At 68.9% G+C, this 16,832-nt stretch carries 17 protein-coding genes and 3 pseudogenes; 7 read left to right on the forward strand and 13 right to left on the reverse strand.

Annotated elements, in window-relative coordinates; genetic code table 11:
• The 3 genes and pseudogenes from PH203_RS48450 to PH203_RS48460 form a co-directional block, all read right to left on the reverse strand.
• Nucleotides 1–519 (reverse strand): annotated as a pseudogene (locus PH203_RS48450) (transposase); the annotation flags it as partial.
• A 312-nt stretch (nucleotides 520–831) separates the two neighbouring features.
• Nucleotides 832–1,494, reverse strand: coding sequence for a response regulator transcription factor (locus PH203_RS48455; protein WP_289929261.1), 663 nt, complete (start codon nucleotides 1,492–1,494; stop codon nucleotides 832–834).
• Nucleotides 1,469–2,641 carry a histidine kinase gene (locus PH203_RS48460; protein WP_289929263.1) on the reverse strand — a complete coding sequence of 391 codons (1,173 nt, stop codon included), beginning with the start codon at nucleotides 2,639–2,641 and terminating at the stop codon, nucleotides 1,469–1,471. Before PH203_RS48460 ends, PH203_RS48455 begins: the two co-directional genes overlap by 26 nt.
• A 175-nt stretch (nucleotides 2,642–2,816) precedes the next feature.
• On the opposite strand from PH203_RS48460, the gene PH203_RS48465 reads away from it, so the two are divergent.
• Complete coding sequence (locus tag PH203_RS48465) at nucleotides 2,817–5,087, forward strand: MMPL family transporter (protein ID WP_289929264.1); 2,271 nt, start codon at nucleotides 2,817–2,819, stop codon at nucleotides 5,085–5,087.
• Nucleotides 5,088–5,293: 206 nt separating this feature from the next.
• Here the strand turns inward: PH203_RS48465 and PH203_RS48470 are convergent, their stop codons facing one another.
• The 8 genes and pseudogenes from PH203_RS48470 to PH203_RS48505 all read right to left on the reverse strand — a co-directional run bounded on the left by PH203_RS48470 (nucleotide 5,294) and on the right by PH203_RS48505 (nucleotide 11,508).
• Nucleotides 5,294–5,602, reverse strand: coding sequence for a hypothetical protein (locus tag PH203_RS48470; protein ID WP_289929265.1), 309 nt, complete (start codon nucleotides 5,600–5,602; stop codon nucleotides 5,294–5,296).
• A complete protein-coding gene (locus PH203_RS48475) occupies nucleotides 5,568–7,175 on the reverse strand; it encodes a DUF2637 domain-containing protein (protein ID WP_289929266.1) in 1,608 nt (535 codons plus the stop codon). Before PH203_RS48475 ends, PH203_RS48470 begins: the two co-directional genes overlap by 35 nt.
• Nucleotides 7,176–8,048: 873 nt before the next feature.
• Complete coding sequence (locus PH203_RS48480; protein ID WP_289929267.1) at nucleotides 8,049–8,240, reverse strand: helix-turn-helix transcriptional regulator; 192 nt, start codon at nucleotides 8,238–8,240, stop codon at nucleotides 8,049–8,051.
• Complete coding sequence (locus tag PH203_RS48485) at nucleotides 8,237–8,635, reverse strand: hypothetical protein (RefSeq protein ID WP_289929268.1); 399 nt, start codon at nucleotides 8,633–8,635, stop codon at nucleotides 8,237–8,239. Before PH203_RS48485 ends, PH203_RS48480 begins: the two co-directional genes overlap by 4 nt.
• Nucleotides 8,636–8,759: 124 nt before the next feature.
• A pseudogene (locus PH203_RS48490) lies at nucleotides 8,760–9,408 on the reverse strand (IS630 family transposase); the annotation flags it as partial.
• Between the two features lie 440 nt (nucleotides 9,409–9,848).
• Nucleotides 9,849–10,145 (reverse strand): hypothetical protein, encoded by a 297-nt coding sequence (locus tag PH203_RS48495; RefSeq protein ID WP_289929271.1) that lies wholly within the window; start codon nucleotides 10,143–10,145, stop codon nucleotides 9,849–9,851.
• The gene (locus PH203_RS48500) at nucleotides 10,142–10,339 is read right to left on the reverse strand and encodes a toxin-antitoxin system HicB family antitoxin (RefSeq protein WP_289929273.1); all 198 of its coding nucleotides are present in this window, start codon (nucleotides 10,337–10,339) and stop codon (nucleotides 10,142–10,144) included. The genes PH203_RS48495 and PH203_RS48500 overlap by 4 nt, the downstream gene beginning before the upstream one ends.
• 197 nt (nucleotides 10,340–10,536) lie before the next feature.
• The gene (locus PH203_RS48505) at nucleotides 10,537–11,508 is read right to left on the reverse strand and encodes an NAD(P)-dependent alcohol dehydrogenase (RefSeq protein WP_289929275.1); all 972 of its coding nucleotides are present in this window, start codon (nucleotides 11,506–11,508) and stop codon (nucleotides 10,537–10,539) included.
• A 236-nt stretch (nucleotides 11,509–11,744) separates the two neighbouring features.
• Between PH203_RS48505 and PH203_RS48510 the strand changes: the two genes are divergently transcribed.
• From PH203_RS48510 to PH203_RS48535, 6 genes and pseudogenes are all read left to right on the forward strand, one after another.
• The gene (locus PH203_RS48510; RefSeq protein WP_289929277.1) at nucleotides 11,745–12,323 is read left to right on the forward strand and encodes a sigma-70 family RNA polymerase sigma factor; all 579 of its coding nucleotides are present in this window, start codon (nucleotides 11,745–11,747) and stop codon (nucleotides 12,321–12,323) included.
• Complete coding sequence (locus PH203_RS48515; RefSeq protein ID WP_289929280.1) at nucleotides 12,320–12,817, forward strand: transmembrane transport protein; 498 nt, start codon at nucleotides 12,320–12,322, stop codon at nucleotides 12,815–12,817. The genes PH203_RS48510 and PH203_RS48515 overlap by 4 nt, the downstream gene beginning before the upstream one ends.
• A gap of 51 nt (nucleotides 12,818–12,868) precedes the next feature.
• Nucleotides 12,869–13,003: a hypothetical protein gene (locus tag PH203_RS48520; RefSeq protein WP_289929282.1), complete on the forward strand. Its 135-nt coding sequence runs from the start codon at nucleotides 12,869–12,871 to the stop codon at nucleotides 13,001–13,003.
• A 102-nt stretch (nucleotides 13,004–13,105) separates the two neighbouring features.
• Nucleotides 13,106–13,270 (forward strand): annotated as a pseudogene (locus PH203_RS48525) (transposase); the annotation flags it as partial.
• 401 nt (nucleotides 13,271–13,671) lie between these two features.
• Nucleotides 13,672–14,277 (forward strand): dihydrofolate reductase family protein, encoded by a 606-nt coding sequence (locus PH203_RS48530; RefSeq protein WP_289929283.1) that lies wholly within the window; start codon nucleotides 13,672–13,674, stop codon nucleotides 14,275–14,277.
• Nucleotides 14,278–14,421: 144 nt separating this feature from the next.
• Nucleotides 14,422–15,150 (forward strand): DUF2625 domain-containing protein, encoded by a 729-nt coding sequence (locus PH203_RS48535; protein ID WP_289929284.1) that lies wholly within the window; start codon nucleotides 14,422–14,424, stop codon nucleotides 15,148–15,150.
• A 539-nt stretch (nucleotides 15,151–15,689) separates the two neighbouring features.
• On the opposite strand, the gene PH203_RS48540 is transcribed toward PH203_RS48535, so the two are convergent.
• Both PH203_RS48540 and PH203_RS49895 read right to left on the reverse strand, forming a co-directional pair.
• A complete protein-coding gene (locus PH203_RS48540) occupies nucleotides 15,690–16,145 on the reverse strand; it encodes a hypothetical protein (RefSeq protein WP_289929286.1) in 456 nt (151 codons plus the stop codon).
• A gap of 74 nt (nucleotides 16,146–16,219) precedes the next feature.
• Nucleotides 16,220–16,606 (reverse strand): transposase, encoded by a 387-nt coding sequence (locus tag PH203_RS49895; protein WP_354671327.1) that lies wholly within the window; start codon nucleotides 16,604–16,606, stop codon nucleotides 16,220–16,222.
• Between the last annotated feature and the right edge of the window lie 226 nt (nucleotides 16,607–16,832).

Here is a 16,832-nt window from a genome sequence, read left to right on the forward strand (position 1 = left end):
CGCGAGCATGCCGAGGAACGATGCCCATCCGGCATCATGCACCGACTTGGCCACCCTGGTGCGCGCGAGTCCTTTCACCGCCAGGTCCTCCACGGCGATTGCTTGGTTCTCGCAGATCAGCTTCGTGGAGAGCTGGTGGGGAACTCACGGCGCGCGTCAGCGACCTGGGCGTGGGCGCGGGCGACCTTCAGGCGGGCCTTGGCCCGGTTCTTGGATCCCTTCTGCTTGCGGGACAGCTCCTGCTGGGGTCTTCTTCAGCTTCTTCTCCGCCCGCCGCAAAAAGCGCGGAGAGTCGATCTTCGTGCCGTCGGAGAGGACCGCGAAATGCGTAAGGCCGAGATCGATGCCGATGGTGCGGTCGGTTTCGGGCATGCGTGCCTGGTCGGCGGCGGGGTCGGTGTCGATGACGAAGGAGGCGAAGAATCTGCCCGCCGCGTCCTTGATGACGGTGACCGAGGACGGCGTGGTAGGCAGGGTGCGGGACCATTTCACCTTCACCACGCCGATCTTCGGCAGGTGTCGAACCCACATCGTCACCGGAAACATGTGAACGATCCGTCACCATCGCGAGCAGGGTCCGGCTCCGCCGGAACGAGACCGCGACGCAGCCACAAGATTCGCTTCACCCCCGGCCTGAAGGCCGAAGCACTGCGAATGATCTCCGGTAGCTGTCGGGAGTCTCGTCCTGTCGGGTGTCTCACCGTCCCAGTTACGGCCTCCTGGTACGTCACGCTCCGGGGCGGGCGAGGCACGTGGAGCCGACGTGAGCAGACCTATGCGCTGATGTCCGGGCGGGTACTCATGGGACATGGACGTGGCCCGGCGCCCGGCTCAGGTTCCGGGGAGGATGCGGCGCGTTTCGTAGGCCCACATCGCGATCTCGACCCGGTTGCGGGCGCCGAGTTTGGCCATCAGGCTGGCCAGATGCGTCTTCACCGTGCTGAGGCTGATGTGCAGTGCGTCGGCGATCTCGGTGTTGGTCAGCCCGCGGGCGACGGCGAGGAGCACCTGCTCCTCGCGGGCGGTGACGGGAGCGACCGGCTGGGCCACGGGCCGGCCGGCGGGCAGATCCGCGAATGCCTGGAGCAGACGGACAGTGACGCTGGGGGCGATGAGTGCCTCACCGTCGGACGCCGAGCGTACGGCCTGCGCCAGCAGGTCCGGTCCCGTGTCTTTGAGGAGGAATCCGCGGGCGCCGGCACGCAGTGAGCCGTAGACGTACTCGTCGAGGTCGAACGTGGTGATGACGACCACGGCCAGCGGGTCGGCGACGCCCGGGCCGGCGACCAGCCGGGTGGCCTCGAGCCCGTCGAGTACGGGCATGCGGATGTCGAACAGGCAGACGTCGGGGCGCAGTTCGCGGGCCAGACGTACCGCTTCGCGCCCGTCGGCGGCCTCGCCGACCACCTCGATGCCGGGCTGGGCGTTCAGCATGATCCGCAAGCCGGTGCGGACGATCGTCTGGTCGTCAGCGACGAGGACGCGAATGGGCACCGCTGTCGTTCCTCGCTCTCGGCAGTTCGGCTTCGACATGCCAGCCCCGGTCGGTACCGGGGCCGGCTCGTAGGGTGCCGCCGAGCAGGGTCGCGCGCTCGCGCAGTCCGGTAAGTCCGTATCCGTCGCGGCCCCGGCCGGTGCGCCGGCCGTTGTCGTGCACGCTCACCCGTACCGTGTGCCGTTCCGCGGCGACCCGGACGACAAGCTCGGTCGCGTCGACCGCATGGCGCAGCGCGTTGGTCACCGACTCCTGCACGATCCTGTAGACGGCCGCGTCCACGGCCGGGGGCAGCGCGTCCAGTTCGCCGTCGAGCCCAAGGTCGACCCTGAGGCGGCCACCCGGGGTGCGCACCAGGCGCTCCAGATCCGCGACTCCGGCGGGGGGCGCCAGCTCGGCGCCGATCCCGCGGTCGCGCAGCGCGGCGACCATGGCGCGCATCTCCTCCAGCGTGCGCGCCCCTTCCTCCTCGACCTCCTCCAGCGCCTTGACGGCGGCGGACGGGTCGACGCCCGCGAGCACCCCGCCCGCCTGGGCGATGATCACCATGGCCGACACGTGGTGGGCCACCGTGTCGTGCAGTTCCCGGGCGAGCTGCTCGCGCTCGCGGGAGCGCACCTGCTCCACCTGCCGCTCGCGAGCGGTCACCCAGAACCGCACGGCAGTCCCGACCACGCCGGGCAGCAGCAGGAAGACGATGCCCACGACGTTCTCGGCGACCGGCGTCTCGTCCGTGACGGAACACAGCGCGCCGGTCGTGAGGATCACCGCGCCGCCCAGCACGATCTCGCGTCCCGATCCCCACCGGGGCAGCGCGTACACCAGCACGAGCACGACCGTGCCGGTGTACAGGCCGACGGGCTCGCGCGCAGCGGCGACCAGCGAGGCCATCTGAAGGAGGATCACCGAGCCGAACGCCAGCGTCACCATCGCCAGCGGGCGGGTCCGGCGCCACAGGGGCAGCAGGCACAGCCATACGGCAAACACCACCGCCACCGGCCGCCACACGACGTTCTCGCGCAGGGTGGCCTCCAGCACCGCACCGGCAAGGCCCGCGGCAAGCAGCGCCCAGTCCCGCCACACCCGGGCGGGCGCGGCGGGCGGCCGGGGTTCGGTCCACAGGTTTTGCAGGTCGTCTCGCAGCACGGTTCTCAGCGTAGGGACCGCGGCGCGGTGCGCATCGGCCGAAAGGACGGTTCGTCAGTCCGCCCCGGGGCCGATGGATCCGTGGCCCGCGGGCCGATGCCGCGGAGCGCCGTGGCGACGAGCCTCGGCATCGGCGGCCGCACGAGGACGGCCGACGAGGTGGTTGGAGGACCCGATGCTCTCAAAAGCCCTGGTGCGCCTGGGCGCTGGCGCCGCCCGCCATCCCTGGCGGGTGATCGCGGCATGGCTGATCGCCGCCACGCTCGCCGTCCTTGCCGCTGTCACCATCGGCGGGCGGACCGCGGACTCGATCACCGCTCCGGGGCTGGACTCCCAACGGGCCGCGGAACTGATCGAGCGGGCCGGCACCGGCCAGGAAGGGATGACCGCCCAAGTGGTCGTCACCCCCCTCGACGGCGATGCGACGTTCTTCGACCACCCCGGCGCGCGCACCGCTCTCACGCGGCTGCAGGCCGAGGTGCAGAGGCTGCCGCACGTGCTCGGCACGAGTGACCCGGCGGGGGCTCTCGACGCACGCGGGGAGACCACCGTGCGCGGCGGCCTGGTCTCGGCCGACGGGCGGATCGCGGTCGTCCGGGTGCAGTACCCCGACCAGAGCCGGCTGTCGGCCAAGGACCTCGACGCCCTCGTCGATCTCGGCGACCGGCTGCGCACCGAACTCCCCCTGCGTATCGAAATGGGCGGGAACCTCTTCTACGCCTTCTCCGACCCCGGCGGCGGCGCGAGCGAGCTGATCGGCCTCCTCGCCGCGGCCGCGATCCTGTTCCTGGCGTTCGGTTCGCTCGTCGCCGCTGCGCTGCCGATCGGCATGGCGGTCTTCGGACTGACCATCGGGGTCGCCACGATGACGGTACTGGCGGGGGTCACGGACGTCCCCACCTTCGCACCGGTCCTGGGCAGCATGGTCGGGCTCGGAGTGGGCATCGACTACGCGCTGTTCGTGCTCGCCAGGCACCGGGAGTACCTCGCGCGCGGGCTCGATCCGCACGAGGCGGCCGGACGAGCGGTGGCCACAGCGGGGCGGCCGGTGGTCTTCGCCGGCGGAACCGTCGTCGTGTCGATCCTCGGCCTGGCGGTCGCGAACGTGCCGTTCATGACGGTGGGCGGGTTCGCCGTCTCGATCGTCGTCCTGATCATGGTGGTCGCGTCGGTGACGCTGCTGCCGGCCTTCCTCGGCGCGGCGGGCCCGCGCCTGGCCCGAGTCGGCCGGATCGGCCGGGCTCTGCAGACCAGGAAGCCGGGACGACTCGCACGGCGGCGCCACCCGGCGGCAGGCGCCGTCCACGCCGCCGGGTGGCGGCGCTGGATCGGGCACGTCAGCCGGCACCCGGTGCCGTACGCGGTCGGCGCGGCGGGGCTGCTGCTGACCGCGACGCTGCCCGTGCTCGGCCTGCGCGTCGGCCTGCCCGACGACGGCTCACTGCCCCACAGCCGTACCGAGCGCCGGGCCTACGACCTCGTCGCCGAGGGGTTCGGCCCGGGCATCAACGGTCCGCTCGTCATCGCCGCGGACCCCGCCGGTGATCCGGGGGCGCTGGACCGACTCGTCGGGGCGGTCGCGGCGGATCCGGGCATCGCATCCGTCGCGCCGACGCACATCGATCGGGCCACCGGCATCGCGACCCTCGTGGTGTTCCCGACCACCAGCCCGCAGGACAAGGCCACCGCCGACACCATCGCCCGGCTGCGCACCGACGTGCTGCCCACGGCGATCGGGCACGGCCCGGCCAGGGCCCACGTCGGCGGCGCCGCCGCGAGCCTGTCCGATGTGGGCCAACGCACCAGCGAGCGCCTGCCTGCGTTCGTCGCCGCCGTGCTGGCGATGTCGTTCCTGCTGCTGATGCTGGTCTTCCGCTCGGTACTCGTACCGCTCAAGGCGGTCCTGCTGAACCTGCTGAGCATCGGCGCGGCCTACGGAATCATGGTCGCGGTCTTCCAGTGGGGCTGGGCAGGCGCACTCATCGGGCTGGAAACGACGGTTCCGATCGTGTCGTTCATCCCGATGTTCCTCTTCGCCATCCTGTTCGGCCTGTCGATGGACTACGAGGTGTTCCTCCTCTCCCGCGTACGCGAGGAGTACCTGCGCACCGGCGACAACGGCACGGCGATCGTCGAGGGCGTCTCGGGCACCGCCCGGATCATCACCTCGGCCGCCCTCATCATGGTGGCGGTCTTCCTGTCCTTCGCCGTCGCCGAGGACCCCTCCACCAAGATGTTCGGGCTCGGCCTGGCCACCGCGATCTTCATCGACGCCACGGTCGTACGCATGGTGCTGGTACCGGCGACCATGACACTCCTCGGCCGGGCCAACTGGTGGCTGCCGAAGTGGCTGGACCGGATGCTTCCCCGCGGTCCGGTCGGCACCGACGACACCGACGCGCAAGCCACGGGTGAGGCCCCGCGTCCACGGCTGGTTGACCGTTGACTCAACTCCTGCCCCGCCCTGGGCGTCCGGCACCTCAGCGCGTCACCCAGGGGCATACCGAGTCGTGATCATCGGGCGGCCCTGGTGAGGCCCTTGATCCAATTGGCCTACGCAATCAGCACCTGCCCTGGCGCTTCTTCCAACTGCGCAACTGGGGCCGGGGCAACCGGGTCGGCTCTTGCGCAGCTGCCGGGCACGGTCGGCCGCTACTGCTCAGACTGCGCGTGGTGGTGAGTAAGAGCCTGCCAGCGCCGTTCGAAGTCGGCGACCTGGTCGGCGATGTAGGCGGTGGTGATGGGCTTGTTGTGCTGCGCAGTGATTCCCTGGGCTGCGCACTCCTGCGCAATGGCCTCAAGCGAGGGTGTCTCGCTGCGCACCCGCTGATCGGCCCACAGGTTGTAGATCCTGAACGGCAGGAGGTAGCGGCGCAGGTTACCGGCACTGACCGGCTTTCCGCCACGGCCGCGCAACCCCTTCACCTCAGCAAGGAAGGCGGAGAGTTCCTCGGCCTCCACCGTTGAGGACGGAGGCTGTATACGGCGCTGGGCCTGGTGCTCGGCCCACGCCAGGTAGTACCGGTCCACCGTGGTGAGCCCAACAGCTCCTTCGGTGGACGCACCCTCGGGCGGCGGGGCGTCGAGGGGGGGCGTTCACCCGAGGGCCTCGCTGGTCCTTGGCCGGCTGCGCCCCGGCGCCGACGGGCGCGGGCTCGGTGTCCTCTGCTTCGTCCGGCGGAAGGTCCTCACCTCGCTGCCCGCCGGGCCCGTCTGCCGGGTCTTCGGCGTGCGGGTCCTCTTCGGTGAACTCGGCCTGCTGGAAGTCCTCGACGAAGGCCTGCAGGTCCGCGGCCGCGTAGGGTCGGCCATCGGAGTCGGCGATCTGGTCCCGCTCGTACACGTACGCGGCCAGCGCGGCGGCATCGGGGTACGCCCCGTATTCCTGCGCGTACGCACGCCAGGAGTTGCGGAAGTAGTCGTACCAGGTCAGTTCGTCGTCCGCCTGCTGCTCGCCGACGGCGTGCTCGGGTGCCGGGCCGTAGCGCTGCTTGAGGACCTGGAGCAGGGGCTGCAGGTGTGCGTCGGTGAGCAGTCCGCCGTCGGCGGTGGTGATGCCGTGGTCCTGGATCCAGTACGCGAACTGGGAGGCGGTGGGCTCGGTCTGGAAGTTCGTGATCCAGGCCTGGTAGGCCGCGGCGAACCCCTCGGCCTCGTCCACCGGTTCCCTCTCGGGTGCCTGTTCCGCCGGTCCGGGTGGGGCTGGGACTGCCAGGTCTGTTGCCTCGCTGCTCGGCTCACCCGGGGCTTCCTCCGCGCTGCCTGCGAGCTCGAGCGCGAGATCCCGTGCGGGCGTGGGAGCGGGTGCCCGCTCGACGGTGAAGGTGAATTCGACCGGCGGCTCAGTGATGCCGGCGGCAGCGAGCCCGGCGGGGGCCGTCTCGGCGAGCGGGACGCCGTAGCGGGCCAGCCGCAGCGGCATCAGGGACTCCACGGGGGCTCTGCGCCGCCAGCCGCGGCCGAACCGTGATTGGAGGCTGGCCTGGTAGACCAGGCGCTCCTGTTCGAGCTTGATGACCTGCTCGTAGGAGCGCAGCTCCCACAGCTTCATGCGACGCCAGAGCAGGAATGTGGGCCACGGCGAGAGGACCCAGCGGGTGAGCCGGACTCCCTCCATGTGCTGGTCCGCGGTGATGTCGGCGATCCGGCCGATCGCGTGCCGGGCCGCTTCGACGGCAACGACGAAGAGCACCGGGATCACCGCGTGCATGCCGACCCCGAGCGGGTCCGGCCAGGCTGCCGCACCGTTGAAGGCGATCGTGGCCGCGGTGAGGATCCAGGCCGTCTGCCGCAGCAACGGGAACGGGATTCGAATCCACGTCAGCAACAGGTCCAGAGCCAGAAGGACACAGATGCCTGCGTCGATCCCGATCGGGAACACGTAGCTGAAGTCCCCGAAACCCTTCTGCAGGGCCAGTTCACGGACGGCCGCGTACGAGCCCGTGAAACCGATACCGGCGATGACCACGGCACCGAACACGACCACACCGATCAACACCCGCTGTGTTCGGGTCAGCTGCAGCGGCGCAGTCACCTGTACTCCCCCCACGAAACAGCAGACATCAGGTTTCACCCTGTCATGTCTGCGGCAGCCACGGCAGTCCCTCGCCACCGCCACTCCCCCAATGATTCGCATATTGCGATCGGGAACAGGCGATTTCCCTCAGTAAAGTGTCAGCCGCCAATCGGCCCGCTGCCGCCAACGGACGACGAATCCGGCCAGCGCAAGTCCGGCACCGGGGAAGGTCGCCGCAGCGGACACCAGCGAGAAGGATCATGCTCGTTGCGCGCCGCGATCCACGCTGCCGCTGAGGTGAGGTGCAACGCCACCGCGCTTCCTCCGAGGCCGGCCACGATCCGGCCTGCACCAACGGAGTTTCACAGTGACGAGCCCACCAAGGCACACAGCAAACGCCTACCAGCGGGCTCGCAGCAGCGCAAGGACGACGGCTGCGCACGCGCGGGCCCGGGCCGCGGACCGGCGGCAGCGGTCGACCCCCGAAGGGGGTGCCGTCGGGGACGTACCCCTCGTACAAGCTGTCACGCTTGCGGTAGCCCACTTCACTGGCCCGAAGCAGGCGGGCCTGCTTGGCAACTTCGTGTACCAGAGAGTCGTCCGGGCCTCCGAGCCGGAGTTCGGGCCCGGGCGACGGAATCGCACGCCAGATGGCGCATGTCGTGTTGATGCTGTTGATCCACCACTGGGGCGCGCAACCGCCGGGCACGGTGCACGGCTGCGGCAGACAAAGGGGCGGCGATTTGCCGTCCACCCACCACACGAGCAGCTCACCGGCCGCGCGCAATAGGGCAGCATCGCGCGTGCCTTGCTCAGAGCCCCAGCCACCCGCAGCCCGCGGTCCGACGCCTTGCACTCAGGGCTCTGCACGTTGATCAGAAACGCATTGGGTCATTCGTCGAGGAAGAGCTCTTCGATCCTCAGGTCGAAGAGCTTGGCAAGACGGAATGCGAGAGGAAGGCTTGGGTCGAACCTCCCTGTTTCGATGGCGTTGATCGTCTGCCTTGACACGCCGGCACGCTGAGCCAGGTCGGCCTGCGTCCAGCCCTGTTCAGCGCGAAGGTCCGTGATGCGGTTCTTCATCGGTACCGGATCTTGCCGACAACGAAGGCGACCACAAAGACGACTCCCATGAGCGCGGGGAGGACGGCGATATCGACGTCGCGGGCGACGAGGCTGGTGTCGTCCGTAACGACATAGGCGAATCCGAGAATCCACCCCACGCCGAGGGTGACCGCCAGCGCATCCTGCATGATCTTCCGTTGCAGCTCATCGAGCGCGCGGAGAAAGCGCGTGAAGGCGACGATCCAGCCGATGCCGGCGGCGAGATTGACGGCAACGGCGGCCCAGCCCGCCACCTGCTGTGGCGGATCCCATAGGAGTTGGGGGCCGAACTTGGCCAGGGCAAGGGTTGCCGCCCAGACGAACGTCCAGAGTACGAGCCGAGCGCTCGCCTTGAACTCGTTATGCGTTTGCACGGGTGCCACCCCCGGCGCGATGTCAAGGACACTTGACACGCTACGAGGCGCCGCGCCTTGATGTCAAGCGTGCTTGACATCAAGTGCCGTCTGGTCAGTCATACCGATCAGAAGCGCCTTGGACTCACTCGTCGAGGATGTAGCGGACGTGCGGGGCTTCGAAGTAGCCCGTGCCGACGTGCGGTTGTCGTTGTCGGCGATGGAAGAACGTTCGGATCTCGGCGGCGAGTTCGGACTGGTTCCTGGCCCGGTGGGTGTAGGGCAAGCTGCGTTTGAGGTCGGCGTTGACCAACTCGTCGGGGTTCAGCTCGGGTGAGCACCAGGGGCAGGAAGTGCAGCTCGATCTCGTCCTTGTGGTCGGCGAGCCAGGCTCGGACGGTCTTGGAGCGGTGGGCCGAGTGCCGGTCGACGAACAGGTGGACCTTCCGGTCGAAGTGCCCGACGAGCCGGGCAAGGAAGCGGCACATGACCTTCGCGTCGAACGACTCGGTGAAGACCATGAAGTGCATCCGGCCAAGGATGCTGAATGCGGACATCGCGTTCACGGAGAACCGGTTCCCGGTGCGACGGACGACCGGAGTCTTCCCCTGCTCGCCCCAGGTGCGGCCGGTGACCTGGCCCGAGCGGACGCCGACCTGGTCGGCGGAGATGACTTCACCGTTCTCCGCCTTTGCCTTGATCCGGATCGCTGGCCAGGTCTCCTCGCGCCAGAGGCGGACCGCCTCCGCATCCTGCTCGGCGGCCCGCTTGTCCCGACGCTGGAAGATCAGCCCGCAGCAGTTTGGCCGACTGCGACCAGCACCGGGCTCCATGCGAAGACCGCCACCAGCGCGATGACCGCCCACACCTGGCTTCCAAACATCAAAAAGCCCTCCCGTACAACTGTCCGGAACGGCTCCTCGGGGCGAAGTCCCCGATTCGGCTGCGCCCGGCCGTCGAGTACTCATCATGGGAAGGACGGTGCCTTCGGGTGTCGATGCCCTTCCCGTCCGGAAGGTGTGCCTCTCGTGCCGGTTCTCAAGAGGGGCGTGCCTCTCCCGTTCCGGCGCTTCGGCAGGCGGGAGCGGCCAGCGGCCTCGCCCGGCCTATCAGGCAACGAAGTACATTGCTCACCGCTTCGAAGTGGCCGCGGTGTGAGCCGAAGTCGACGGCCCGGTCGGACCAGCCGTCGTCCAGCTCGCGATCGTCACCGGCTGCTCATACGGTCCGTCGGCTATAGGTCGAGCACGGCGCGCAGCGCCTGGTCCACGCGGGCCATGGTCTCCGCGGGGACCGTGCCGCGGCGGGTGGCCCCGTCGAAGCGGGTACTGCGGAGCTGTTGGAGGTTGACGGCGACTGCGGTTGCCGGGACCGGATCGCCCACTACGACGGACATGGCAGTGTCGGGGTAGCGGCCGGAGGGGTGCAGGACGATGGCGAGCACCGCGCCATAGGCCTCCTCCAGGCCGGTCAGGGAAACGATCAGGACGTCGCGGTCGTCGGAGAGGGTCCAGATCTCGCCGCGTCTCACCGCAGGGTGTCGCCTTCGCCGGCCAGGTCGTCACCGAGGCCGAGCGCGGCCAGCTGGCGCGCGGCGTCGAGGGTGGCCTGACGGCGGGCGGCGCGGACCACGTAGGCGTTGAGACTCATCCCGGCCGCCTCGGCACCGGCCCGGATCGAGGGTGCGAGTTCGTCGGGGATGCGCAGAGTCATGTCTACGGTCATGACCTCACACTAGCTACCGAGCAGTGGTGGCGTAAAGCGGTGGCAAGGAGTGGTGCACGGGCGACGGAGCCGACGAGCCTGCGGGGATGGGGTCGTGTGGGCCCGCCGCCAGTGCGGTCCCGCATCCGGCACGGTACTGGCGGGCCTGCAAGCGGGAGCCGTGGAGCGGCGCCGCGCGCAGATGGTCTCGGGTTCGGTCAATTCGGCGGTACGACCGAGATGACCACGTTGCCGATCTTCTGCCCGGTCTCGACGTACCGGTAGGCGTCGACGATCTGCTCCAACGCATACTGCCGGTCGATGACCGGCCGGAACGCCCCTGACTCGATCAGGGTGCGGATGTAGCGCACCATCTCCGAGTCCTGCCGCGGAAAGGGGAACTTCACCTTCCGACCACGGAGCAACGGCGTGACAAGCGGCAGAAACAGGTTCTGCCAGCCAGGGCCCAGATCAGAGGAGAGGTACAGCCCGCCGGGTTTCAGTAGCCGCCGGCAGCAGCCGAAGGTGCTCTTGCCGACCGCGTCGAAGACCGCATCGTAGCGCTGAGTGTCCCTGGTGAAATCCTGGACCGTGTAGTCGACGACCCGATCCGCGCCCAGCGCCTTCACCAGGTCCACCTGCGCCGTGCCGCAGACCGCGGTCACGGTGGCTCCGTGATGCTTCAGCAGTTGCACCGCTGCCGAGCCGATGGCCCCGGTCGCCCCGTACACAAGAACGGCGTGCCCGGCCCGGACACCGGCCGTGGTGATGAACGACAGCGCATAGTGCGCACCCTCCGTACCGGGGGCGGCTTCCTCGAAGGTCACGTCTCTCGGCATGATCGTGATGACGCCGTCCTGCGGAACCGACAGGTACTCGGCATGAGTTCCAAAGGCGCCCTCGTTGTACCCGAACACCCGGTCGCCCACGTTGAAGGAGGTGACGTTGCTGCCGACCGCTTCCACGACTCCCGCATACTCGGTCCCGAGCACGGTATGCCGCGGCCGAGCAAGGCCGGTGAACGCGCGGACGAAGAAAGGCTTGGCCGCACGGTAGCCGCAGTCCGTCCGGTTGACCGTCGTCGCGTGCACCCTCACCAGAACGTCACGGTCCCCGATCGAAGGCCTGTCTACCTCGGCGATCCGGACCACGGACGGCGGCCCGTAACGGGTGTGCACCGCTGCCTTCATGGGCGAACCTTAGCGGGAGCGCCCCTTCAACCACACGCCCCAGCGCCCGAAGCGATCAACCTGTTCCGGCCGTCGGCCGCCAGTAGCTCTTGGTGGCCGAAACCACGGGAACGGGCGGGCCCGTCGCCGGCCGCTTCGGCTAGGGCCTGTCTGAAGTCGTGATCAAGGGATGACGTTCCTCTTACGACCGGTGTTTCGACCGGATGCTCGGGATTCCGTGAACCTTTCCGCCTGGAATGCCGACTGTCGGTGTGACGGACGGTGCGGAGCAGGGAGGTGTGGTGGGCGACGACGGGTTGCTGGTGGTGCGCTGTCAGCTTGGGGAGCGGGAGGCGTTCCGCGAGCTGGTGGCCGTGTGGCACCCTGCGCTGTGGCGTTATGTCCGGGGCATGGTCGGCTCTTCGCACCTCGCGGACGATCTTGTTCAGGAGGTGTGGGTCGCTGTGGTGCGTGGCCTGCCGCGGCTGCGGCAGCCGGAGCGGTTCGCCCCGTGGCTGTTCACCGTCGCCCGGCGCAGGGTCACTGACCATCTGCGGCAGACGTACAGGGCTCCGGAGACAGTCATGGAGGACGCGACGGCTGTCGTCGCCGACGACGAGCTCAGCGGCGTGCTCACCACGCTGCAGATCGAGGCAGGTCTTGCTGCTCTGCCGCCCCTGGAGCGCGAGGTGCTGATCCTCTTCCACCTTCAGGACCTGCCGCTGGCTTGCTGCGCGGAGGTGCTCGGCGTACCGGCCGGCACGGTCAAGAGCAGGCTGCACCGCGCCCGGCGCATGCTGCGCAACCACCTTGCCGAGAAGGGACACGAGGCATGAGCGAGCAGAACCGCGCAGGGCAGCGGGCGGTGCCCGAGCAGCTGGAGCGCGCGCTGGCCGCAGAGGTGTCGCTGCGGTCCCGGCTGCGCCACGTGGCAGTGGGCCTGGCCGGGGGATGCGGCGCGGCCGTGATCGCGGTGCTGTGGGCCACCGAGCCGCATGCGCTGCCGCCGCGTACCCAGGCCGTCTTTGCCGGGCTGATCGCCATCGGGCTGGCCTGGGCCGTCTTCGCCGGCTGGGTGCTGAGCAGGCGTCGGCCGCTGTTCGCCCGGGACCGGGTGCTGTCCGCCCGGATCGCACTGGCGGCGACCGTGGTGAGCGCCCTGGCCGGGGTGGCGCTGGCGGCAGTCCGTGGCAGTACCGCCGACCTGGTGGCCACCGCCGTGGGCGGGGTCGTCTGCACCGCCGCCGCGATGCTCACCCTGGTACGAGCGCGGCGCCGCCGCCGCGAACTGTTGCGGCTGCGGGAGGCCTTGCGACACGACGCCCCCTGAACAGCCGCATTCACCCAAACCAAGATCACCCAGATCATCAGGGAGACAGACATGGACAACAAGACTCCGATCGGCCCGCCGGCCCTCGCGCTCCGCTTCCGAGGTGCGAGCAAGCGCACCGTCTTGGTCGTCGCGGTCCTGGCCGGTGTCGCCCTGCTGATCGACGTCGGCCTGCTCCTGACCTGAGCTTGCGCCCCGGAGCCGAGGTGCCACCGCTGAGACCTCGGTGACACACGCCCAAGAATTCAGTGACACAGGACAAGCTGGCAGAGGTCGGGTATGGCGGGGATGGCACGCAGGGAACTCACAGACGATGAGTGGGAGTTGATCGAGCCGTTCCTGCCGACAGGCACGTGCGACCCGTATCCGGAGCATCTGCGGGAGCAGTTCGAGAGCGTGATCTGGATGTCCTGCTCGGGTGCCCAGTGGCGGGAGATGCCGACGGAGTTCGGGGTCTGCCTGCTCACCGACCAGCCGGCTTCAAAAGCCGGCCTGATCACCACCACTCGCGCCCACGCGAGCCAAGTCGGCATCGGGGTGGGGCCGCGTCCTCAGTGTTAAGCCGTGGCCCATGGCCTGCGTCACAACGCGCGTGAGGGCCCGGGCCGGCAACGCCGAAGGACGCAAGCCGTTCCGGGAGCGCGCGGCTGGTCATGCTCGGCGGCATTGGCGCGCAACAGCGTCATGGTGGGTCAGAATCCACGAACCGGCTCTCCGGGCCCTCCGAAGCCGTGCCGCTCCGCCAGCCTGATCGGCTGCAGCGTCCTGGGCTGTCCCGTTACTCCATGGCGCGGCCGATGAGTTTGCGGCTCCCGACCGGTCCATGCTTGTGACACCTAGGAAGGGACATCGCCATGTCGGAGCTTCTTGTCGACTTCATCACCTCCCTCGACGGCTACGCCTCGGGAGAGGGATGGCCCGGATTCTGGGGCCTTGAGGGCCCGGAGTACCTCGCCTGGCTCGGTGAGCAGCCGGAGGCCACCTATCTCATGGGAGCGAACACCTACCGCCTGATGTCGGGCTTCGCCGCAGGCGAGGTTCCAAGTGGGCAGGACGAGTTCAGGCCCGAGGAAGAGGCGTCCGTCGACGAGCTCACGCAAGCGTCCAAGGTGGTGTTCTCCTCCTCGCTCAAAGAGCCACTGACGTGGGCCAACTCCACGCTCGTCCGCGACGACGCCATCGAGGCGGTCCGCGCCATGAAATCGGATGGCTCGGGGCTCCTCAGCACGATCGGCAGCCTCAGCCTGTGCCGGTCCTTGCTACGAGCCGGCCTCGTCGACCGCTTCCGGGTCGTGATGTTCCCGGTGATCACCGGGGCCACAGGCGAAGAACGCATCTACGACGGCTATCCGGACGTTGCCCTCGAGATGATCGATCACCGCACCTTCGACGGCCGCATCCAGCTGGTCGAGTACAAGCCCCGCGTACTCGAGCACCCGCCGCTCGGTACCCCTGCATGACGTCGCCCCGTCCGCCGGTCTGGACGACCGCCAGGCCTGCGCCGACGGGCGCGGAGCGAGACTTAGCGGTCGTCCCGATAGGTGGGTGGCTCGTCGAAGCGCACCGCCGATTGGGTCGCACGGTGCTGATGCGACGATGCGGTCATGCGTGATTTGAGCCAGCTGATCGACGTCGAGGAACCGGCCTGGCCGGAACTCAGGGAGACACTCGAGAAAAGTCCGGTGGTCGTCGACCTGCTCCCGCCCGATGGCGATTTGGGTAGGGCTTCCATTCTTCAGCTGCAGGTCACGGCCGGGTCGTACCTGGGTGCAGTGGCACTGCAGTGCGGCGGTCTGCTGGTGGACGACGGTTGGGTGCGGGTCTTCGGCAGCCCCGTCGGTGGGGCTACGCACGGCCTGCCGGGCCTGGCTCGCGTGAATCAGTTCCCCGCCGCGTTCGATTCAGTGTGGCGACCGGAGACCGGTTTGGTGATTGCACACGACGTGCTGGGCGGCGTCTTCGCTCTCAACGGCGCCGCTCCTGGCAGCGCCGGCCGCCCCGGCGCCCCGGGCGAGGTCGTCTACTTCGCCCCGGATTCCCTTCGGTGGGAGGCCCTGGGTGTCGGTCACTCGACGTGGCTTGTCTGGCTGGTGTCTGGGGCACTCGATGAGTTCTACGCCGATCTGCGCTGGACCGGCTGGAAGGAGGAGGTCCGGGCACTGAACACCAATCAGGGTCTGTCGCTGTTCCCGCCGTTGTGGTCTGCCGAGGCGCGCCAGGACATCTCCGCAACCAGTCGTCGCGCTGTGCCCATGGACGAGCTGCTCGGCGTTGCCCGGGACTCATGCCGACAGTTCGATGGCGTTGATCCAGGTTTTCTCGGCACCGTGTGAATGGGCCGCCCCGTCCAGTCAGCGGGAGCAGATCAGAGTGGCGGCGATCCGGGCGAAGGCCAGAAAGTGTTCGGCCTGGCGCTCGTAGCGGCGGTTCAGGCGGCGACACCCGGCCAGCCGCGCCATCGCCCGCTGCACGGTTCAGCGGTGGCGACCCAGCCGCCGGGCCGGAAGGACTTGACGCACCGAAACCGTCCCGGCCTGGCGTTCTGACCAACTTGATCGCGCAGTCGGCAGTCCTCGTTTCGGGCAGGGCAGTGAGCGCAGCATCGGCGCCATGCGGCCCCACACGGCCACGTGATCGCCTGCTTAGTGCCCCGGGAGTGCCCGACAAGTCCGTCACGGGGCGCCGGATCGTCTAGTCCCTCCCCGCCCCCCGCCGGCACCCAGACCGGCGGCATCCGCCTCCCCAAGGAGGACGGCGCGGCGCTGTGGGCGCTCGGGGCGACGGCGACCAGAGTCAGGGTCGTCGAGTAGCTCCTGAGTCGTGCGGGCGATAGCCCGGACACCCTGACCGGCGTGTCCGGGCCGGTGTGACCTCAGCAGATGGTGACGGTGCTGAAGTCGTACGTCGCCTCGTTCGGGAACACCCAGATGGTGCTGGGGTGGGCAGGGGCGCGGTACGTGCCCACGTTGGGTCCCCAGAAACGGACTTCGGCTGCGCCCGTCTGGTTGTTGATCACAGTGAGCGCGTCGATGAAGTTCGAGAGCGACCGCGTACCGCACCTGTACAGGTGGAAGATGCTCTGTTTGCCGTCGCCCTGACCGACCGATATACAGGCGATTCCTGATGCCCTGGCGCAATCCTTGAGCGCCTTCTCAGCTGCTTCACCACCCTGTACATCCCGCTTCACCCACTCGCCGTCGTGCATGGGGGAGATCCCCGGCGTCCACGCGGTCGCGGCTGCCTGCGCCGGTGCCTGCGCAGCCAGCGGAAGAAGGAACGCGGCGATCAGCGTCACGACCGCCGCAGCCGCTCGTTTTCTCAGTCCCATGGGGTCTCCTCTGCAGTCGTAACCGACGACCCGAACCGTAGACCGCACCAGGGACGTCGTGACCCTGACAGCTATCAGGGTGGGGGCGCTCGGGGTACGTCCGAGACAGGGGCTGCGGAGCCCCCTTTTCGAGCTCCGGCGGCATGCTGGTGGGGGCGTACGACAGTGGAGTCGACCGACACCTGCCAGTCGATGTCGCCGGCCCCTGGCGCATCTGCTCGAACGTGCCGTCCAGGGCCCAACGGCGAAAGCGGGTGTGCAGCGTCTGCCACCGGCCGTACCGCTCGGACACATCGCGCCAGGCCCGTGCCCGTGCGGGACTTCCACACGATCCCGTTGAGCACCCTTCGGTCATCCAACCGCTTGCGGCCCCGCAATGATTCGGGCAGCAGCGGCCGGACGAATTCCCAATCTGCATCGGCCAGTTCATGGCGACGTATCACCAGACCGTGATCGACCATGCAAGACCAATTGAAGACACGACCTACGCCCGCCGGCGTCGCACTCGGTGCCCACGTCTTGGCAGGGCGGGAGAAGGCTATGCGTGCCCCCTACGTGCCCGATCGAGCAGCAACGAGCAGGGACCCACGGGGAACGTCGGCTAACGCCTCGGGAGCACCGAGGTCAGCGTCTCGCCAGCCAAGCGCCGATCCGCATACGCGATCTTCTGGTCTCGTTGAGCTTCCA

It is taken from the genome of Streptomyces sp. S.PB5 (genome assembly GCF_030403745.1).
Lineage (GTDB): Bacteria > Actinomycetota > Actinomycetes > Streptomycetales > Streptomycetaceae > Streptomyces.